General features: G+C 36.3%; 13 protein-coding genes. 7 read left to right on the top strand and 6 right to left on the bottom strand.

Features of this window, described 5'->3' with window-relative positions; genetic code table 11:
- Nucleotides 1-77 precede the first annotated feature (77 nt).
- The 4 genes from ACFIJS_RS03825 to gltX (ACFIJS_RS03810) form a co-directional block, all read right to left on the bottom strand.
- A complete protein-coding gene (locus tag ACFIJS_RS03825) occupies nt 78-830 on the bottom strand; it encodes a transporter substrate-binding domain-containing protein (protein WP_375650118.1) in 753 nt (250 codons plus the stop codon).
- Nucleotides 831-1311: 481 nt separating this feature from the next.
- Nucleotides 1312-2064 (bottom strand): transporter substrate-binding domain-containing protein, encoded by a 753-nt coding sequence (locus ACFIJS_RS03820; protein WP_375650115.1) that lies wholly within the window; start codon nt 2062-2064, stop codon nt 1312-1314.
- A gap of 736 nt (nt 2065-2800) precedes the next feature.
- Nucleotides 2801-4096, bottom strand: coding sequence for a citrate synthase (gene gltA, locus ACFIJS_RS03815; protein WP_375650113.1), 1296 nt, complete (start codon nt 4094-4096; stop codon nt 2801-2803).
- A gap of 262 nt (nt 4097-4358) precedes the next feature.
- Nucleotides 4359-5789: a glutamate--tRNA ligase gene (gene gltX / locus ACFIJS_RS03810; protein WP_375650111.1), complete on the bottom strand. Its 1431-nt coding sequence runs from the start codon at nt 5787-5789 to the stop codon at nt 4359-4361.
- A gap of 112 nt (nt 5790-5901) precedes the next feature.
- Here gltX (ACFIJS_RS03810) and ACFIJS_RS03805 point away from each other — a divergent pair, with 112 nt between their 5' ends.
- The 7 genes from ACFIJS_RS03805 (at nt 5902) to gltX (ACFIJS_RS03775) (ending at nt 16242) form a co-directional block, all read left to right on the top strand.
- Nucleotides 5902-8166: a ComEC/Rec2 family competence protein gene (locus ACFIJS_RS03805; RefSeq protein ID WP_375650109.1), complete on the top strand. Its 2265-nt coding sequence runs from the start codon at nt 5902-5904 to the stop codon at nt 8164-8166.
- A 477-nt stretch (nt 8167-8643) separates the two neighbouring features.
- Nucleotides 8644-9348 (top strand): ribose-5-phosphate isomerase RpiA, encoded by a 705-nt coding sequence (rpiA, locus tag ACFIJS_RS03800; protein ID WP_375650107.1) that lies wholly within the window; start codon nt 8644-8646, stop codon nt 9346-9348.
- Nucleotides 9349-9458: 110 nt separating this feature from the next.
- Nucleotides 9459-10028, top strand: coding sequence for a DUF2059 domain-containing protein (locus ACFIJS_RS03795; RefSeq protein ID WP_375650104.1), 570 nt, complete (start codon nt 9459-9461; stop codon nt 10026-10028).
- Nucleotides 10029-10233: 205 nt separating this feature from the next.
- On the top strand, nt 10234-11625 hold the full coding sequence (gene gor / locus ACFIJS_RS03790) for a glutathione-disulfide reductase (RefSeq protein ID WP_375650102.1): 1392 nt from the start codon (nt 10234-10236) through the stop codon (nt 11623-11625).
- Between the two features lie 68 nt (nt 11626-11693).
- Complete coding sequence (locus ACFIJS_RS03785) at nt 11694-13073, top strand: class II 3-deoxy-7-phosphoheptulonate synthase (protein WP_375622691.1); 1380 nt, start codon at nt 11694-11696, stop codon at nt 13071-13073.
- A gap of 123 nt (nt 13074-13196) precedes the next feature.
- The gene (locus tag ACFIJS_RS03780) at nt 13197-14858 is read left to right on the top strand and encodes an NAD+ synthase (protein ID WP_375650099.1); all 1662 of its coding nucleotides are present in this window, start codon (nt 13197-13199) and stop codon (nt 14856-14858) included.
- A gap of 10 nt (nt 14859-14868) precedes the next feature.
- A complete protein-coding gene (gene gltX, locus ACFIJS_RS03775) occupies nt 14869-16242 on the top strand; it encodes a glutamate--tRNA ligase (protein ID WP_375650097.1) in 1374 nt (457 codons plus the stop codon).
- A 59-nt stretch (nt 16243-16301) separates the two neighbouring features.
- Here gltX (ACFIJS_RS03775) and ACFIJS_RS03770 read toward each other — a convergent pair whose 3' ends face one another.
- Both ACFIJS_RS03770 and ACFIJS_RS03765 read right to left on the bottom strand, forming a co-directional pair.
- Entirely contained in the window at nt 16302-17705 is a 1404-nt protein-coding gene (locus ACFIJS_RS03770; protein WP_375650094.1) for a DEAD/DEAH box helicase, read from the bottom strand.
- A 146-nt stretch (nt 17706-17851) separates the two neighbouring features.
- Nucleotides 17852-18625, bottom strand: a complete 774-nt coding sequence (locus ACFIJS_RS03765; RefSeq protein WP_375650091.1) for an NAD kinase — start codon at nt 18623-18625, stop codon at nt 17852-17854.
- Nucleotides 18626-18768: the final 143 nt, after the last annotated feature.

The raw sequence follows: 18768 nt of genomic DNA, 5'->3' as shown, positions 1-18768 counted from the left end.
TTGTGTTCCTCATGAAAGAGTTAGATAATATTTTTTAGAAATAACCAACGGGTTTCATTTAAATATCCTATTGATATTTAATAGACATCACTTGTAAAATATTTTCTCATAATTTTCTCATAAGTTCCATCCAAACGGATTTCTTTTAGCGCCTTATTGAACTTATTTTTAAGATCATTATTATTTTGACGGAGTGCGATTGCAACAGGAAAATTTGTTTCTTCTAGAGTTCCTAGGAGGAGACAGCAATCTTTTCCTTCATTTTTAAGCCAATTTAATGCTTGTAATTTATCAACAATAATCACATCAAGTCGATGATTTAAAAGGTCACGATTCACTTCTATTATGGAAGGGTAGAGTTTGATTTTCACCTCTTTAGAAGCATAATGATCTTCTGCATAGAAAGCTTGTGTTGTATTTGATTGTACACCAAGATTTTTACCTCTAAAATCTTGGGACGAGATTGCTTTAATTCCCGAAGCTTTGGTAACAATAACAGCCAGTGCTGTATCATAGTAAGGATCTGTGAAGTCAATTTTTTGTAAGCGGTCTTTTGTGAGAGAGAGGGAAGCAATGATAGCATCATATTTTTTTGCAATAAGTCCAGGGATCATTCCCTCGAAGTCTTGTGTGACAATAGTACACTCAACATTCATTTTTTTACAAAGCGCATAAGATATATCAATATCAAGTCCCTGCAATTTATTATTTGAGTCAATATAACTAAAGGGAGGGTAGGTGCCTTCACTCGCAATTTTTAATGTTTTCGCATCAGTCAATTGGGTGAATAGTGCGGCGCTTATTATAAGAGCTCCTGCTAATAGTTTCATGATGTTCTCCTATTGGATAAGCAGGCAAATATGAAATCGTTATGTTTTTATAATCTATAAGCTTTTTTGGAGCAATTCAAAAATTTATTGATGCGTATTTTAGATCATTATGTTGGACATTATTATCAAAATTATCAAAAAAATTATCTTTTTTATTGATAAAAAAAGAATAAATATCTTATTGCTTATATGATAACTTGATTTTCATGAAATGGTTGATTTGGATCATTTTATGAATAAAAATAAGGATTTTTCTTGAAAATAAGGCTATTCAATTTGAACATAAAGAAAAAATTAGATTTTGATACGATAAAAATACAACCTTATTGTTGTTATTAGATTCTATAAAATGTTTAAATATCGAGGAACAATTAAAATTTTTTTTATAAAAATGCTAAATTTCCGATTACACTTGCATGTCCAATAAAGAGTTAAAAATACGCCTTAAATATAAAGACTGAATTTTAATTCATAGTGATATCTAATCAATATCAAAAGTAAAATATTTTCTCATAATTTTCTTATAGGTTCCATCGGTGCGGATTTCTTCTATTGCTTTATTAAAACTGTTTTTAAGATCATTATTATTTTGACGGAGTGCGATTGCAACAGGAAAATTTGTTTCTTCTAGAGTTCCTAGGAGGAGACAGCAATTCTTTCCTTCATTTTCAAGCCAATTTAATGCTTTTAATTTATCAAAGATGATGATATCAAGCCGGTGGCTTAAAAGATCACGATTAACTTCTATTGCTGTAGGATAAAGTTTGATATTCACTCCTTCAGAAGCATAATGATCTTCCGCATATGCAGCTTGCGTTGTATTCGATTGTACTCCAAGATTTTTACCTCTAAAGTCTTGTGTTGAGATTTCTTTAATTCCCGAATTTTTAGTAACGATAACAGCGAGTTCAGTGTTGTAGTAAGGATCTGTAAAATCAATTTTTTGTAAGCGCTCTTTTGTAGGAGAAAGGGAAGAAACGATAGCATCGTATTTTTTTGCAAGAAGACCGGGAATCATCCCCTCGAAGTCTTGTGTAACAATAGTACATTCAACATTCATTTTTTTACAAAGCGCATAAGATATATCAATATCAAATCCTTGAAGTTCGTTATTTGAGTCAATATAACTAAATGGCGGATAAGAAGCATCGCTTGCAATTTTCAGCGTTTGAGAATTGGTCGATAGGGTAAACAGTGTCGAGCTTATTATAAGAGCTCCTGCTAATAATTTCATGATGTTCTCCTATTAGATAAGCTGGCAAATATGAAACCATCATGAATTTTTATAATCTGTAAGCTCTTTTGGAGCAATGTAAAAAATTTATCTGTATTCATTTTGCTATCATTGTGCTGGATATCATTATCAAAAAATGATTTATTCTTATCAAGTATGGGAATAAAAAATACAGGAAAGAAGTACACCTCTTGTTGATTATATGATGATTATTTAATAATTTTATTTAAAAATCAATAAGTTATCTTTAATAGAAAAGCTATTAACTTAAATACAAGGAAAATTTCAGCTTTTAACAGGAAAAAATGTAAAGTATTTTTATTCTAATCTACTTGAAGAGGGATAAGAAGGTTTTAGCATCTTAAAGAAGCACTTAATGTAAGCCTTTTGCAATTTTATCTGGAGAAGATAGAAAGTAAAATTCTGACATTGCTAGATTTTAATATGTAATAAGGCTTTTAAACATGAGGGAACGATAGGGAATACTCTTCCATTAAAGATAATGAGAATGATAAGATAAAATTTTCAATTTCTTTTTGCTAAATGTTTGGCTAATTTGCAGAAGAGTATTCTCAATTTATTTACAGAGCTAACACTTAGAATTTTTTAGTAAATTTTTATGATGATGTTACCTCTGTAGAAAGAGTTTTAAAATCACGTTTTATAAAAATTCTTAAAGGATGTTTTTTGATTATTCTCAATAAAGCTTCAGTAAATTGAAGCTTTATTGATTTTTTTAATTTGCACGTTCATCTATAGGAACATAGTTACGCATAGCATAGCCTGTGTAGAGTTGTCGAGGACGACCAATTTTTTGTGCAGGGTCTTCAATCATTTCTTTCCATTGTGCCACCCACCCGACACTGCGCGCCAATGCAAAAAGAACAGTAAACATTTCAGTTGGAAAACCTAGAGCTTTTAATGTAATGCCAGAATAGAAATCAACATTGGGATAAAGCTTTTTCTCAATAAAATATTCATCACTTAAGGCAATTTTTTCAAGTTCTATTGCAATATCAAGAAGCGGGTCATCTTGAATGTTGAGTTCTTTTAAAACTTCATGACAGGTTTTTTGCATGATTTTTGCACGTGGATCATAATTTTTATAGACACGGTGCCCAAAGCCCATAAGGCGGAAAGGATCATTTTTATCTTTTGCACGTGCAATAAATTCAGGAATTCTTTTAATAGAACCTATTTCTTGTAGCATTTTTAGACATGCTTCATTGGCCCCACCATGTGCTGGTCCCCAAAGGCATGCAACGCCTGCTGCGATACAGGCAAACGGATTAGCACCCGAGGATCCAGCAAGACGTACCGTAGATGTAGAAGCATTTTGTTCATGATCTGCATGAAGGATAAAGATTTGATCCATCGCCCGAGCAAGCACAGGGCTTGTTTTATATTCTTCACAAGGAACAGCAAAGCACATACGGAGAAAATTTTCAGCATAACTAAGATCATTACGTGGATAAACAAATGCTTGTCCGATACTGTATTTATAGGCCATTGCAGCAAGCGTTGGAACTTTTGAGATAAGACGAACAGAAGCAATCATTCTCTGGTGAGGATCTGTAATATCAATAGAGTCGTGATAGAACGCAGACATAGCACCAAGGCAGGCAACCATGACGGCCATAGGATGAGAATCACGACGGAAGCCATGGAAGAAGCGTGCAAACTGTTCGTGTACCATGGTATGCTGCATAATACATCGATCAAATTCATTTTTTTCTTGCTGTGTTGGGAGTTCACCGTAAAGTAAAAGATAACAACTTTCAAGAAAGTCTCCTTTTTCAGCCAATTGATCAATAGGATAACCACGATAAAGCAATATGCCTTTATCACCATCGATATAAGTAATTTTTGATTCACAAGAAGCTGTTGAAGTAAAACCAGGATCATAAGTAAAAATATCGGTTTTTTTGTAGAGAGAAGCAATTTCAATGACTTCAGGTCCACTTGTGCCTTTACGCAAGGGAAGCTCTACTTTTTTATCATTCACAATAATATATGCGTTATTCTCAGACATTCGGTATTCCTTTCAGATCCTTCACTTCTAAAAATTAAGACTCTGCTTCATCAGAGTGGGGGATGTATAACTGAAGCTTTTTTTACTTATATTAAGGGTAGATTGCCTCTAAAAGTGAGTACATGCAATCTAAAAATATTTCCTTATTGATCATTATTACTCAATAAAAAATGTATTACAATGATATAACATAAAAAAACTCTTTTAGGGTGGGTTAAGATATCTGTATAGATCCCTATTTGAGGAAATATACTCAGCACCATCATAAGCATATTGTTGTGATAAGTTGGTCTTTGATGCGATGAAGGGATTCATCGCGTCCTAATAAAATAAGAACATCCAAAACACCTGGTGATGTTACACATCCTGTAAGAGCTGCGCGAAGTGGTTGGGCGATAGATCCAAATTTGAGATTCTGTGTTTGTATACAAGAGCGAAGTGTTTCATCTAGGTTTTTTGTATCCCAAGAGGGGCAAGCTTTCAGGGCAAGATAAAGATCGTTTAAAATGGTTCGTCCATTTTTATCTAAGAGCATTTGTGCTTTTTCATTAAGTTTTAAAGGTCGTTGCGTAAAAATGAAAGAGGCATTGTCAATCAGTTCGCACAGTGTTTTTGAACGTTCTTTCAAATGTGGGATTGCTTTTAAAAATTGAACACGGCGTTTTTCATCAAGTCTTTCAATAAGTTGTGCTCCCTTATCAGTTTCTGGTAGAATATTAAGAGCGGCATCAAAAAGTTCTTGATCATTACTCATGCGCATATAGTGTCCGTTGATGGAATCGAGCTTTTTGAGATCAAAACGAGCAGCACCTTTGTTAATATCCTCAATGTCAAACCAAGAAATCATATCTTTAAGTGACATCAGTTCGTCATCACCATGACTCCAACCTAAACGGACAAGGTAATTGCGCAAAGCAGCAGGAAGATATCCCATTGTTCGGTAGGCGTCAACACCGAGTGCACCATGTCGTTTTGATAATTTTGCACCGTTTTCACCATGGATAAGAGGAATATGTGCCATAACAGGAATGTCCCATCCCATTGCTTTAAAGATGATCATTTGTCGGGCTGCATTAGTAAGATGATCATCACCACGTATAATATGTGTTATGCCCATATCATGATCATCAACGACAACAGCATGCATATAGGTAGGCGAACCATCAGAACGCAAAATAATAAAGTCATCGAGATCTTTATTAGGAAAACGAACATCACCTTGGACACAATCATGTACAATCGTTTCTCCATCTTCAGGGGCTTTGATGCGAATAACAGGCTTAACACCTTTAGGAGCTTCAGAACGATCACGGTCCCGCCAACGTCCATCATAACGTGGTGGGCGCCCTTCTGCACGGGCTTTTTTACGCATTTCAGCTAACTCCTCAGGTGAAGCATAACAATAATATGCTTTGCCGTTTTTGACCAACTGTTCGGCGATTTGGCGGTGACGTTCAGCACGTTCAAATTGCGAAATAGGGGCGCCATCATAACTAAGCCCCATCCAGTGCAAGCCATCTATAATAGCTTTTACAGCCGTTTCTGTTGAGCGCTCTCGGTCTGTATCTTCAATTCGTAAAAGCATTTTTCCACCGGTATGTTTTGCATAAAGCCAATTAAAAAGAGCAGTACGAGCGCCACCAATATGAAGGAAGCCAGTGGGTGAAGGGGCAAAACGAGTAATAACAGACACGAATATTTTCCTTTAAACTAAGATATTACTTATGGAACTTTATAGAAAAGTCATGTTAGCATAGGTGATGGGGTGTGCAATAGCCGTATTGCGAGTTAAAATGGGGGGACGAATGTTTTATCAAAGTAAAGTTAAAGAGGGTTCATCCGAAAAATCTGTTACAGAAAGAAAAAAGCCATGTCAAATAGGGAAGAGTGTTTTTTCTAGATATGATGATGCAAAGAACGACAGTTATGACCAACAAAAACTTTTTTTATTGACACTCTTAAAAGAAGCAATCATTCTTTTTCGTAAATGGTTAGAAGATTGTATCAATAAAGAAGTTTCTTTTGGTATCCTTTTTTCGCTGATTTTAGTCTTTTTTGCCCTAGGAATCATTTTTTATTTTCATTTAGAGTGGGAGCCAAGTTGGAGACAATTGGGGGCGTTGGTCAGTATTTTTCTAGGAATATTCTATGTTGCACGTTTTTATCGAAAAATATGGATTCCTATGGGATTTTTGTTTTGTATTATATTGGGTGCTTTGGCGGCAAAAATAGAAACGTGGCGTATTGCAACACCTATGTTAAGCAGTGACATTGTCACCACATTGACGGGAAGAATTGTTTCTATTGAGTCAGGCACCAGAGGGGGATTTCGTTTAGTTTTGGATATTTTGAGGACAGAAAAGCCCATATTATGCAATCGTCTTCATCGTATTCGTTTATCGGCAAGATATTTGCCATCTGGCTTAGCGATTGGTGATGGCCTATATGGGAAAGTTAAGATTCGTGCATTTTCTGGGCCGGTGCGTCCAGGAGGCTACGATTTTAGTTTTCATAATTATTTTAAAAGAATTGGGGCACAAGGCGTTTATTTAGGAAAACCAAGAAAAATATCCGTTTCGCAGCTTGATGGAATATTCGCTATCATTCTACAGAAAATTGAAAATTTACGCACGAAGATGACACAAAGAATTCGTATAGCCCTTGAAGGAGAAAAGGGGAATGTTGCTGCTGCACTCATAACAGGGCAGCGTGCTGGGATTTCAAATGAGACAAATGAAGCATTACGTACGGCTGGATTAGCCCATATTTTATCAATATCAGGTTTACATATGGCGTTGTTAAGCGGCATAGTTCTTTTGAGTATCCGTAGTTTTTTAGCATTTTTTCCAGTTTTTTCTTCCTATTATTCCAGTAAAAAATTTGCTGCTATCGTTGCGTTTATGATAACAGCTTTTTATTTGTTATTGTCGGGCTTAGCAATATCAGCGCAAAGAAGTTTTGTGATGATTGCTGTTATGTTGGTTGCTATATTGTGTAATCGCTCTGCTATAACAATGCGTAATTTTTCTATTGCAGGGTTGATAACTTTGGCGATGACACCCCATGAAATATTAGGTCCTAGCTTTCAAATGTCCTTTTCTGCGACGGCTGCTTTGATCGCTTTTTTTGATTGGTGGAGTGGAAGGTCATTTTTTCGTAAAAGAAAAACAACTCCCTCTTATGTTGGAGGAGGAGTGATAAATTTTGCTTTCTTATCGATGCTTTCAACATGTGCGTCTTCTCTTATTGCAGGGAGTGCAAGTGGAATTTATGCTGCTTATCATTTTTCTAATACGGCATCTTTGAGCATTATCAGTAATGCTTTTGCTTTGCCTGTCATCTCAATTTTCGTCATTCCTTTTGGATTAATTGCAGTCCTCGCAATGTTAGGAGGATTTGAATGGCTTCCCCTTCAAATTATGGGGTTTGGTGTTGATCTTGTGATAAAGATTGCGCACGCTATCAAGACTATTTCTCCTGATTTAAATCCTGGTTTTATGCCGTTATCTGCGTTGGTTTTATTGAGTATAGGCTTGGTTGGACTGACTTTTTGCAAAACACTCATCCGGCTCTTTTTTAGTTTGTTTATTTTGGCTGGTATTTCTATTTGTGTAATGCATTCACCTGTACAACTGATTATAGCAGATAATATGCGTCTCGTGGGCGTTATCCATGATAAAAAATTATACATTGATCGTTACCATATTTCTAAGTTCACGACATCCATATGGAAAAAGTCATTTCGTGCGAATGAAACGATTAAACCAACAAAATATGGTCCTTCGTTGTATGGACAATTTATTTGTGATTATCATGTATGTACGTCATTATTAGAGAATGGATTAAAAGTGATTGTTTTACGGAGAGAAACAGATCAATGTGTAGAGGCGGATATTCTCATTCAGACATTTATAATGCGTAATCCAACATGTCACAAGAAGGCAAAAATAATATTTACGTCTCAACAATTGTTATCACGCGGAAGCGTTATGATGACCAAAGGTGGAGATATTATTTGGTCTTCGCCAGGGTTTCATAGACCATGGAATATGCACAGACAGCACTCATAAAAAATATAATCTATCATATTTTGCTTTATATCTGGATAATGAAAAAAAATAATAGAAGACTTTTCTGATAATATTTTTCGGTATTTCAATTGGTAAGTTTATCAACGTCATTGAAACGAGATAATAATCTACAGTTTTCTAGAAATAGATAATTTTTTATATCTGATCATTTTAAATTTTTCAAAAAAAATTGATATGTGCATCTTTGTGCATCCTATTGATAGCACAAGATAAATCAAAAATTCTTATTGAATAAGAAAGATGCTAACAAATTTTCTTAAAGAAACAAAAAAGATAATTGTTGATTATTCTATTTTATTCTTATCATATATTTCTATAATGAGTAACATCTTTCCAAGCAAAAGATGATGGTAAATTTAAATAGATTGTGTCAAGAGGTTATCTTTTATTATCATTATTATAGGTGGTAATAGGGGTGGTAAATGCTGCTTATACGGATAAAAGGCAAAGTCATTCATGAATGTTCAGCAGTTAAAAAAAATGGCAGCTATTAAAGCGCTTGAATTTATTGAAGATGATATGCGGCTTGGTATTGGATCTGGTTCGACAGTCAATGAATTTATTCGTCTTCTTGGTGAGCGTGTTGCAGATGGTTTGCGTGTGACTGGTGTTGCTACTTCACGATATTCTGAACAACTCTGTCGTAAGTTTGGAGTGCCTGTTAGCACTTTAGAACAAATACCTGAACTGGATCTTGATATTGACGGAGCAGATGAAATTGGTCCTGAGATGATACTCATTAAAGGGGGAGGGGGAGCATTGTTGTATGAAAAAATTGTAGCATCGGCATCTCGTGCAATGCTTGTCATTGCTGATGAAACAAAGGTGGTAAAAAGACTTGGTGCTTTTGCACTACCAATTGAAGTTAATTCATTTGGTATCCATACAACATGTAGAGCCATCGAAAAAGTCGCTGATGATTTAGGGCTTTCTGGAAAAATTGCATTGCGAATGAATGGAAAAAATCCTTTTGAAACAGATGGAGGCCATTTTATTCTTGATGCGTTTTGGGGCTGCATTTTGCAACCAAAACCATTATCGGATGCACTTCTTGCCATTCCTGGTGTTGTTGAGCATGGACTTTTTTTGGGGTTGGCTTCACGTGCAATTGTCGCTATGGCTGATGGTCAAATAAAAGTTTTAGAATCTTTTGATTTTTAGAGAAGAGAGTTTTATAACGATATGTTAGCACAATACAATAAATCAAAGAATATTGAAATTTTGATAAATAACGCATTTGAATTATAATTAATTATCGGGGTAATCATTAAATGAGAATAATATTTTCTTTTCAGCGTGTTGTCGTATATTTTGGTGTAATTGCTATTTTTTTTGTGAATGTTGGAATGGTTTATGCACAAGGTGTGAGTGATCAACATTTAGATTCAGCGCGGAAGGCAATCAGAGCTATTCATGCAACGGATCAGTTCGATAGTTTTTTACCAAATGCGGTAGATGATCTTAAAACTGCACTGATGAGGGATGATCCGAATTTGGCAGCGGCTATTTCTGATATTGTTGATAAGCAGGCGCTTGCTTTAATTAAAAGGCGCTCTGATCTAGAAAAAGAGATTGCTCATGTATATGCAAAATATTTTACTCAAAAAGAGCTTGATGCAATAACAACATTTTATAATTCTGATACAGGTAAAAAGTTTTTGACAGAAGTCCCCAATATCGCACGTGATTCTTATTCAGCATTTGATATGTGGCGTACTACTTTTACGCAGGATCTTGTAGAAAATGTGAAAAAAGAGATGTCTGAAACACTTAATTTGAATAATTCTACTATGCCTACAAATATGCCTATAAAATCAGAATCTTCAGAAAATAAAAAATAGCTTGATTGATATCATGACAACCAATGGGCAATTTCTGATTTTTTAAATAGCGGCGGTTTTCCCGCCGTTTTTAATATTTTAATGAGAGTAGGTCTTTCTGGAATACGGCTTTATAAAAAAATGCTTCTTCAAAAGAAAAAAAGACTTTCATTTGATAATAAATGATCTTAGCCTATTCTTGCAGATATATAAGAAGGAATAATTTGTGGGCTCTTTTGACTTTGATTTATTTGTTATTGGAAGTGGTTCTGGTGGAGTGCGTGCAGCACGGCTTGCTGGGGGTCTTGGCAAGCGAGTCGCTATAGCAGAGGAATATCGTATAGGGGGCACTTGTGTTATTCGTGGTTGCGTTCCCAAAAAACTTTATGTTTATGCATCACAATATGTAAAAGAATTTAAGAAAAGTGCTGGTTTTGGGTGGAAATATGCGGATCCAATTTTTAGCTGGGAACAGTTGGTTGCAGCTAAAAATAAAGAAATATCAAGGTTAGAAGGGTTGTATCGTAAGGGATTAGAAAATAACAATGTGCATATTTATGAAAGTCGTGCTACTTTTATAGATGATCACACATTAGAGCTTTCTGCTACCGGTGAGCGGGTAAGTGCAGAAAAAATTTTGATTGCGACAGGGGCAAAATTTGCACCAAATACTTCCATAGAAGGCGGTGGATTTTGCCTTACTTCTAATGAGATTTTTGACCTTGATCAACTCCCAAAATCAATAGTTATTGTTGGTGGAGGGTATATTGGTGTTGAATTTGCTAATATTTTTCATGAGTTGGGTGTAAAAACAACACTACTCCATCGAGGTGATTTAATTCTTCGTGATTTTGATCATGATTTGCGGCAATTGCTCAGCGATGCAATGATTGAAAAAGGGATTTCTATTCTCTATGGCGTAACAATTTCTAAAGTGCAGGTTGCAGAAAATTGTTATAAAGTTGTTTTATCAAATGGGAAAATGATCAGTGCCGATCAGATTATGTTGGCTACGGGGCGTGTACCAAATACAACGGGTTTAAGCCTTGAGCGGGCAGGTGTTCAAGTGGATGAATTTGGTGCAGTTGTTGTTGATGAAAGAATGACAACAAACATACCCCATATTTGGGCTGTTGGTGATGTAACAGGTCATATTCAATTAACACCTGTTGCGATTCATGATGCAATGTGTTTCGTTAAGACTGCGTTTGAAAATATTCCCACGACACCTGATTATGATTTAATTACGACGGCAGTTTTTTCTCAACCAGAGATTGGAACAGTTGGTCTTTCAGAAGAAGATGCGGTACGCCGTTATAAGCGTCTTGAAATTTATCGTACAGTTTTTCGTCCGATGCGTAATGTTCTTTCTGGTAGTTCAGAAAAAATGCTTATGAAACTCATTGTTGATGCTGAAAGCCGTATTGTTGTGGGCGCTCATATTTTAGGAGAAAACGCTGGTGAGATGGCACAGCTTATAGGGATATCTCTCAAGGGTAAGCTGACGAAGGATATCTTTGATGAAACGATGGCAGTGCATCCAACGATGGCAGAAGAATTGGTAACGATGTATAAACCAAGTTATATATATGAAAATGGGAAGAAAATAGAAAGTTAAACAGCATATGTTGTGGTAAAAAATTTTTGATATACCAATCTGTAAGATTAATCTTTAGAGAGAGTGTAATGATAAAAGAATGGGCGCCTGACTCTTGGAGAACAAGGCCAATTAAACAAGTTCCGACTTATCCGGATAAGTCTATGTTAGAAGATGTTGAACGAAAACTGAGAAGCTATCCTCCTTTAGTTTTTGCCGGTGAAGCACGTGATTTAAAAAATGAATTAGCAGCCGTTGCACAGGGACAGGCTTTTTTATTGCAAGGTGGTGATTGTGCCGAAAGTTTTGCAGAACATGAAGCTGATAATATCCGTGATTTTTTTCGTGTATTTTTGCAAATGGCGATTGTTTTAACCTTTGGTAGTTCTAAACCGGTTGTTAAAATTGGTCGTATTGCTGGTCAATTTGCTAAGCCCCGCTCTTCTGATATCGAAAGCAAAGAGGGAGTTGAATTTCCTGCTTATCGGGGAGATATTATTAATGGCATTGAGTTTGAAGCTGATTCTCGTATTCCAGATCCGCAACGGATGTCTATGGCTTATCGCCAATCTGCCGCAACACTTAATCTATTGCGTGCTTTTTCACAAGGTGGCTATGCTAATTTAGAAAATGTACACACATGGATGTTGAGTTTTGTTTCTAACAGTCCGCAGGGGGAACGTTATGAATTATTGGCAGAGCGTATTTCTGAAGCAATTGATTTTATGCGTTCTATAGGGATTACATCCAAAACACATTCTTCATTGCGTGAAACATCTTTTTATACCAGTCATGAAGCACTTTTGCTTGGTTATGAAGAGGCTTTGACTCGGATTGATTCAACTTCAGGAAATTGGTATGCAACATCCGGTCATATGTTATGGATTGGTGATCGTACACGTCAGATTGATCATGCTCACGTTGAATATTGTCGCGGCATTAAAAATCCTATAGGATTAAAATGTGGTCCTTCCATTGCATCTGATGAGCTTTTAAAATTAATTGATATTTTAAATCCTGAAAACGAGCTGGGGCGACTTACTCTCATTACGCGCTTTGGTTATGATAAAGTTGAAAGTTATCTGCCTAAACTCATCCGTGCCGTTGAACGCGAGAAGCGTGCGGTTATATGGTCATGTGATCCAATGCATGGCAATACAATTACTGCCAATGGTTATAAGACGCGTCCCTTTGATTATGTTTTAAAAGAAGTAGAGAATTTTTTTGCAGTGCATCGTGGAGAGGGAACTTATCCGGGAGGCATTCATATTGAGATGACAGGTCGTGATGTTACTGAATGTACAGGAGGGGCGCATGCCATTTCTGTAGACGATTTATCTGATCGTTATCATACGCAATGTGATCCACGGTTAAATGCAGATCAAGCGTTAGAATTGGCTTTTCTTGTTGCTGAACTCCTTAAAAAAAATCGTGTGACTGACTCGTTAGCAGTTGCTGCTGGTGGGTAGGCAAACATTTGCCTAATATATTTTTAGGTCATCATGGTAGAAGAGAATTTTTAAAAAAGTGATATTTCCGATGATGAAGAATAAAGTTGTGGTTGTTAAACGGATGAAATGATACAAAGGCTTATGAAAAATGATTTTCGGATATCAATTGCCCAATTAAATCCTATTGTCGGTGATATTGAGGGAAATTTTTCTTTAGCTGTCATGGCACATCAAAAGGCAAAAGAAGAGGGCGCTGATCTTGTTTTATTCACAGAACTTTTTATAAGCGCTTATCCGCCGGAAGATCTTGTTCTAAAACCTGCTTTTACAAAAACATGTGAAGAGACTGTTGAGAAATTAGCAAAGATAACCGTAGGCGGACCAGGAATTGTCATTGGTCTTCCATTAAGACGCAATGGCAATATTTATAACGGTGTCATGCTTCTTGATGAAGGGAGAGTCATTGCTGAAAGTTTGAAGTTTGATTTACCTAATTATGCTGAATTTGATGAAAAGCGTTTATTTTCTTCAGGTCCACGTCCTGAGCCTATTGTTTATCATGAGATCAAATTAGGAATAGTCATTTGTGAGGATCTTTGGAATGATTTCTCTCTTAGTACAGAGCTTAAAGATAAAGGAGCGGAAATTATTCTTGTCCTTAACGGATCTCCCTACTATCGGAATAAAACTTTAAAACGTATAGACGTTGTTCATACGCAAGCTTTACGATCTGGGATACCAATTATTTATGCTAATCAAGTTGGTGGTCAAGATGAACTCGTTTTTGATGGTGGGTCTTTTGCCTTGAATGGACAAGGGAAAAGGATATTTCAAATGAAACACTTTGATAGCCATATTGCTTTAAGCCATTGGCAAAAAACAACGATGGGATGGCACTGTATTTCAGGTCCTAATGAAAGTCTTCTCAATGGATTAGCGGCCGATTATCAAGCTTGTGTTTTAGGTTTGAGAGATTACGTCAATAAAAATCGCTTTAAGGATGTTATTCTTGGTCTTTCAGGAGGAATTGATTCAGCCCTGTGTACGGCAATGGCGGTGGATGCTCTTGGTGCTGAGAGGGTTCGCACCATTATGATGCCCTATCATTATACTTCGCAAGAATCATTAAAAGATGCTAAAAAATGTGCACAACTTCTAGGATGTCGTTATGAAATCATATCGATTGAGCAAGCTGTTAAAGTTTTTTTAAAGACAATGGCACCTATTTTTTTAGGGTTACCCTCTGATATAACAGAAGAAAATCTTCAAAGTCGTATACGCGGTACACTTTTAATGGCTCTTTCAAATAAATTCGGTTCAATGGTGGTAACGACAGGCAATAAATCAGAAATGGCTGTGGGATATGCGACACTGTATGGTGATATGAATGGCGGGTTTAATCCTCTTAAAGATATTTATAAAATGCAGATTTATGCATTAGCTGAGTGGCGTAATAAAAATCACTTGCACAATTTGAGAGGACCAAAAGGAATTGTCATTCCATCCAATATTATAGAAAAAGCACCTTCTGCAGAGCTGCGGGAAAATCAAAAAGATGAAGATTCTCTTCTACCTTATCCTATTCTAGATGATATCTTGCAGTCTCTTGTAGAAAATGACATGAGTATTTGTGATATTATTAAACGTGGGTATTCACGGGAAACTGTTGAGAAAGTTGAACAGCTTCTTTATGGTGCCGAATATAAAAGACGACAATCTGCACCCGGTGTAAAAATTAGTTACAAGAATTTCGGACGCGATCGTCGCTATCCCATAGTCAATCATTTTCGCGATAAAAATTGAGTATTATTTTATGGTTAAAGTTCGTTTTGCTCCCTCTCCGACAGGTTATATTCATATTGGCAATATCCGTATTGCGCTTTTCAATTGGCTTTATGCGCAAGCGTATAAGGGAGAATTTATTTTACGCTATGATGATACAGATGTTGAACGTTCTAAACAAGAATATATCGATGCTATTGCTGTTGACCTTGAATGGCTTGGTATTCAACCAGATGCAATTTATTACCAATCTAAGCGGTTTAATCGATATGATGAAGTTGCGGAAATTCTTAAACAACGCGGGTTTCTTTATCCCTGTTATGAAACTGCAGAGGAATTAGAGCGGCGTCGTAAAATCCAGCTTTCACGCAAATTGCCTCCTATTTATAACCGTGCAGCATTAAAATTGACAGCAGAAGAGAAAAAAAACTTTGAATCACAAGGTCGTAAACCCCATTGGCGTTTTCTTCTTCCTAATTTTAAAAATGATCCTCTACAAACAAAGCGAACAGAAGTTTGCTGGAATGATGCAGTAAAGGGAAAGCAGACGATTGATTTGGCTTCTCTTTCAGATCCTGTTCTTATTCGTGAAGATGGAAGCTATCTTTATACATTGCCGTCTGTTGTTGATGATGTAGATATGGCTATTACGCATATTATTCGTGGGGATGATCATATTACAAATACAGGTGCTCAACTTGCTCTTTTTAAAGCTCTTAATGCAGAATTACCGGTTTTTGGTCATATCAATTTATTGGCGACAGTTTTAGGAAAAGGATTTTCAAAACGTAATAATGATCTTTCTATTCGCTCTCTACGAGAAGAAGGATTTGAATCTATAGCTGTTCAATGCCTTGCCGTTTTGATTGGGACATCGCAAAATGTGCATCCCTATCCAAATCAAGCAGCGCTTTTAGAGCATTTTGATCTCCAAGATACGTCAAGATCTGTTGCAAAATTTGATATTGCTGATCTTCTTGCTTTGAATAGTTATCTAGTCCATGAGTTATCTTATGAAGAAGTTCAAATACGACTTAAAAGTCTTTCTATTGATGGAGAAAAGGCGGGGTGTTTTTGGAACGCAATAAGAAGCAATATTGATAAAGTAAATGATGCTGTTTTGTGGTGGAAAATTATTCATGATAAACAGAGCTTTGATACAGTAGCGCTTGAGGATCGTGCTTTCGTGCGTCAATCACTCGATTTCTTACCTGAAGGTGCTTTGAATGAGGAAAGTTGGAAAATTTGGACGACAGCATTAAAGGAAAAAACAGGTCGAAAAGGAAAAGCTTTATTTATGCCATTACGTCAGGCACTTACAGGCATGGATCATGGACCTGAAATGGGGAAAATTTTGCAGCTTTTAGGGCGTGAAAAGGTAGAAGAAAGACTCTCTAAGAAATGAGAGCGGCTTTTCAAAAAGCATTTCGCTCATTTCACTCTTAAAGAGAGTAAAGAACGGGTTTATTTACACGTTTTTATAAGCATGAAAGCAGGAATATCATCACCAAATCCAAGGGGCGTGTAATTCTTATTTTTTCGTGGGCGTTGTTGTTCAGATGGCTTCTCTTTATTATTTGCATTTTTGATATATTCTGTTTTATTCTCTTCTACAGATTTTTTAGTGTGAGCAACAGGTTTTTTGGGAGCAGTTTTTTTTGATGATTTTGAAGATTTTTTCTTTACAACAATATCTTCTGTTTGATCATCGGCTATTAAAGTCGAGAGATCCCCGTTGAGCCATTCAATTTTTTCATTACTCATTTCCTCAATGGCATTGATATATTTTTGATCAGCTTTTGTGACAATTGTGAAAGCTTTTCCGCTACGATTTGCACGCCCTGTACGACCAATTCGATGGATATAGTCTTCAGCATGTGTAGGAACATCATAGTTAAATACATGACTTACAGCTGGAATATCGAGTCCACGGGCAGCAACATCAGAAGCAACAAGAAGTGTAAGTTTATTATTTTTAAAATCAGCTAGGGTGTTCATGCGCGAATATTGGTCCATATCTCCATGAAGTGCTCCTACATTAAAGTTATGTTTGATGAGCGATCTAAAAAGTTCAGAGATATCTCTCTTTCGATTACAGAAAATGATTGCATTTTGAAGTTCTGCACCTTCATTTTGGATCAGCTCTCGTAAAACTGCTCTTTTATCCCATGATTTATTTCTAGATTTGACAAGCCGTTGTGTAATTGTGGTAGCTGTTGAGGAAGCTTTTGTAACTTCAACAGATACGGGGGAATGTAAAAATTGTTTCGTTAGTTTTGTAATTTCTGGCGCCATTGTTGCAGAAAAGAATAAAGTTTGACGCGTAAAAGGGGTTAGCTTACAGATACGTTCAATATCAGGAATAAAGCCCATATCCAACATGCGATCAGCTTCATCAATCACAAGGATTTCAACGCCCATTAGGAGCAGTTTACCGCGCTCGCAATGATCAAGAAGGCGCCCTGGAGTCGCTATAAGAACATCAGCTCCCCGTTCAAGTTTGCGATCTTGGAGTTCAAAAGAAACTCCACCAATCAAAAGAGCGACATTTAAACGATGATTTATTCCGTATTTATCGAAATTTTCTTCAACTTGAGCTGCAATTTCCCGTGTTGGTTCTAAGATGAGCGTACGGGGCATTCGTGCTCTTGCACGACCTTTTTCAAGGAGAGTGAGCATAGGCAATACGAAAGAGGCGGTTTTACCTGTTCCCGTTTGGGCGATTCCTAACACGTCTTTTCTTTGAAGGACATGCGGAATTGTTTCACTTTGAATAGGCGTTGGAGTTGTATATCCCGCTGATTTCACCGCATTAATAACTTTTGCGGAAAGACCTAAATCATCAAAACTGTTTAAAGATGGTATCATTTTTTTATCAATTGCTCTGTGATTTTAACTGCGCTATCTAAATGATGATTATAACCAATATTCTAGACTCTTAAAAAGTGTTAAGATGTTTTCACAAAAAAACTAACTATAACAATCATATACACATAAAACGCATAATACAATCATTAATAGCGAAATTGTTCTGATAAAATGCGCTCATCCCATGAATGATTTGAGTCAAAAAGGATTGAAGCTGTTACTTCTGTTGCCATTGAAATAGTAACTGAATGGACAGATTTAACTTCAATATTATCTGCTGCAGCGTTGACAGGGCGTTTGTCAGGTTCAAGCATATCAAAACGCACTGTTACTGTATTGGGCAGCAAAGCTCCATGCCAACGCCGAGGGCGAAAAGGGCTAACGGGAGTGAGGGCCATAAGGGGGGCCATAAGAGGTAAGATAGGTCCTTGTGCTGATAAATTATAGGCAGTCGATCCAGCTGGTGTAGCGACGAGGACACCATCACAACTTAATTGTTCCATGCGTACATTGTTATCAATGGTGATGCGAATTTTTGCGGCTTGATAAGATTGCCGAAAGAGGGATACTTCATTAATTGCAAGCGCTTCGATAGAATCTTGACATTCAGATTTTGCAATCATGCGCAGGGGATGGATTTCTTTTTTATGTGCGATAGCAATACGATTGGGTAATTTTTTTTCATGAAATTCATTCATAAGAAATCCTACAGAACCTTGATTCATGCCATAAATAGGCTTGCCTGTGTTCATGACGTCTCGTACGGTTTGTAACATTGTCCCATCACCACCGATTGCAACAACAATATCAGTTTCTTCCAGAGAAGAATGACCATAAACGGAAATTAATTTATGGGTAGCTTTGATAGCGTCCTCAGTTTCTGCGGAAATAAAATGAAAGCGACTTGGTAATGTAGTCATTTAAAAATTATCCTGATACTTATAATTTATGTTGTAACTTATTTTTGAGAGTTTTGAAGTTGTAATAAAAGCTCTTTTTATAATAAAAAGAGCATTGAATAAAGAGAAGTTATTTCAAGGTAAAGTATTATTGAAAAGTAAGA

Source organism: Bartonella sp. OT172YNZD (assembly GCF_042193725.1).
Lineage (GTDB): Bacteria > Pseudomonadota > Alphaproteobacteria > Rhizobiales > Rhizobiaceae > Bartonella > Bartonella grahamii_A.
This window is presented reverse-complemented; position numbering and strand designations above follow the sequence as displayed.

Excerpts from the sequence above, each read along its gene's own strand:
- ACFIJS_RS03825 (WP_375650118.1), bottom strand. The coding sequence starts at position 830 with ATGAAACTATTAGCAGGAGCTCTTATAATAAGCGCCGCACTATTCACC.
- ACFIJS_RS03805 (WP_375650109.1), top strand. The coding sequence starts at position 5,902 with ATGTTTTATCAAAGTAAAGTTAAAGAGGGTTCATCCGAAAAATCTGTT.
- ACFIJS_RS03765 (WP_375650091.1), bottom strand. The coding sequence starts at position 18,625 with ATGACTACATTACCAAGTCGCTTTCATTTTATTTCCGCAGAAACTGAG.
- rpiA (WP_375650107.1), top strand. The coding sequence starts at position 8,644 with ATGAATGTTCAGCAGTTAAAAAAAATGGCAGCTATTAAAGCGCTTGAA.
- gltX (WP_375650097.1), top strand. The coding sequence starts at position 14,869 with ATGGTTAAAGTTCGTTTTGCTCCCTCTCCGACAGGTTATATTCATATT.
- ACFIJS_RS03780 (WP_375650099.1), top strand. The coding sequence starts at position 13,197 with ATGAAAAATGATTTTCGGATATCAATTGCCCAATTAAATCCTATTGTC.
- ACFIJS_RS03770 (WP_375650094.1), bottom strand. The coding sequence starts at position 17,705 with ATGATACCATCTTTAAACAGTTTTGATGATTTAGGTCTTTCCGCAAAA.
- ACFIJS_RS03795 (WP_375650104.1), top strand. The coding sequence starts at position 9,459 with ATGAGAATAATATTTTCTTTTCAGCGTGTTGTCGTATATTTTGGTGTA.
- ACFIJS_RS03785 (WP_375622691.1), top strand. The coding sequence starts at position 11,694 with ATGATAAAAGAATGGGCGCCTGACTCTTGGAGAACAAGGCCAATTAAA.
- ACFIJS_RS03820 (WP_375650115.1), bottom strand. The coding sequence starts at position 2,064 with ATGAAATTATTAGCAGGAGCTCTTATAATAAGCTCGACACTGTTTACC.
- gltA (WP_375650113.1), bottom strand. The coding sequence starts at position 4,096 with ATGTCTGAGAATAACGCATATATTATTGTGAATGATAAAAAAGTAGAG.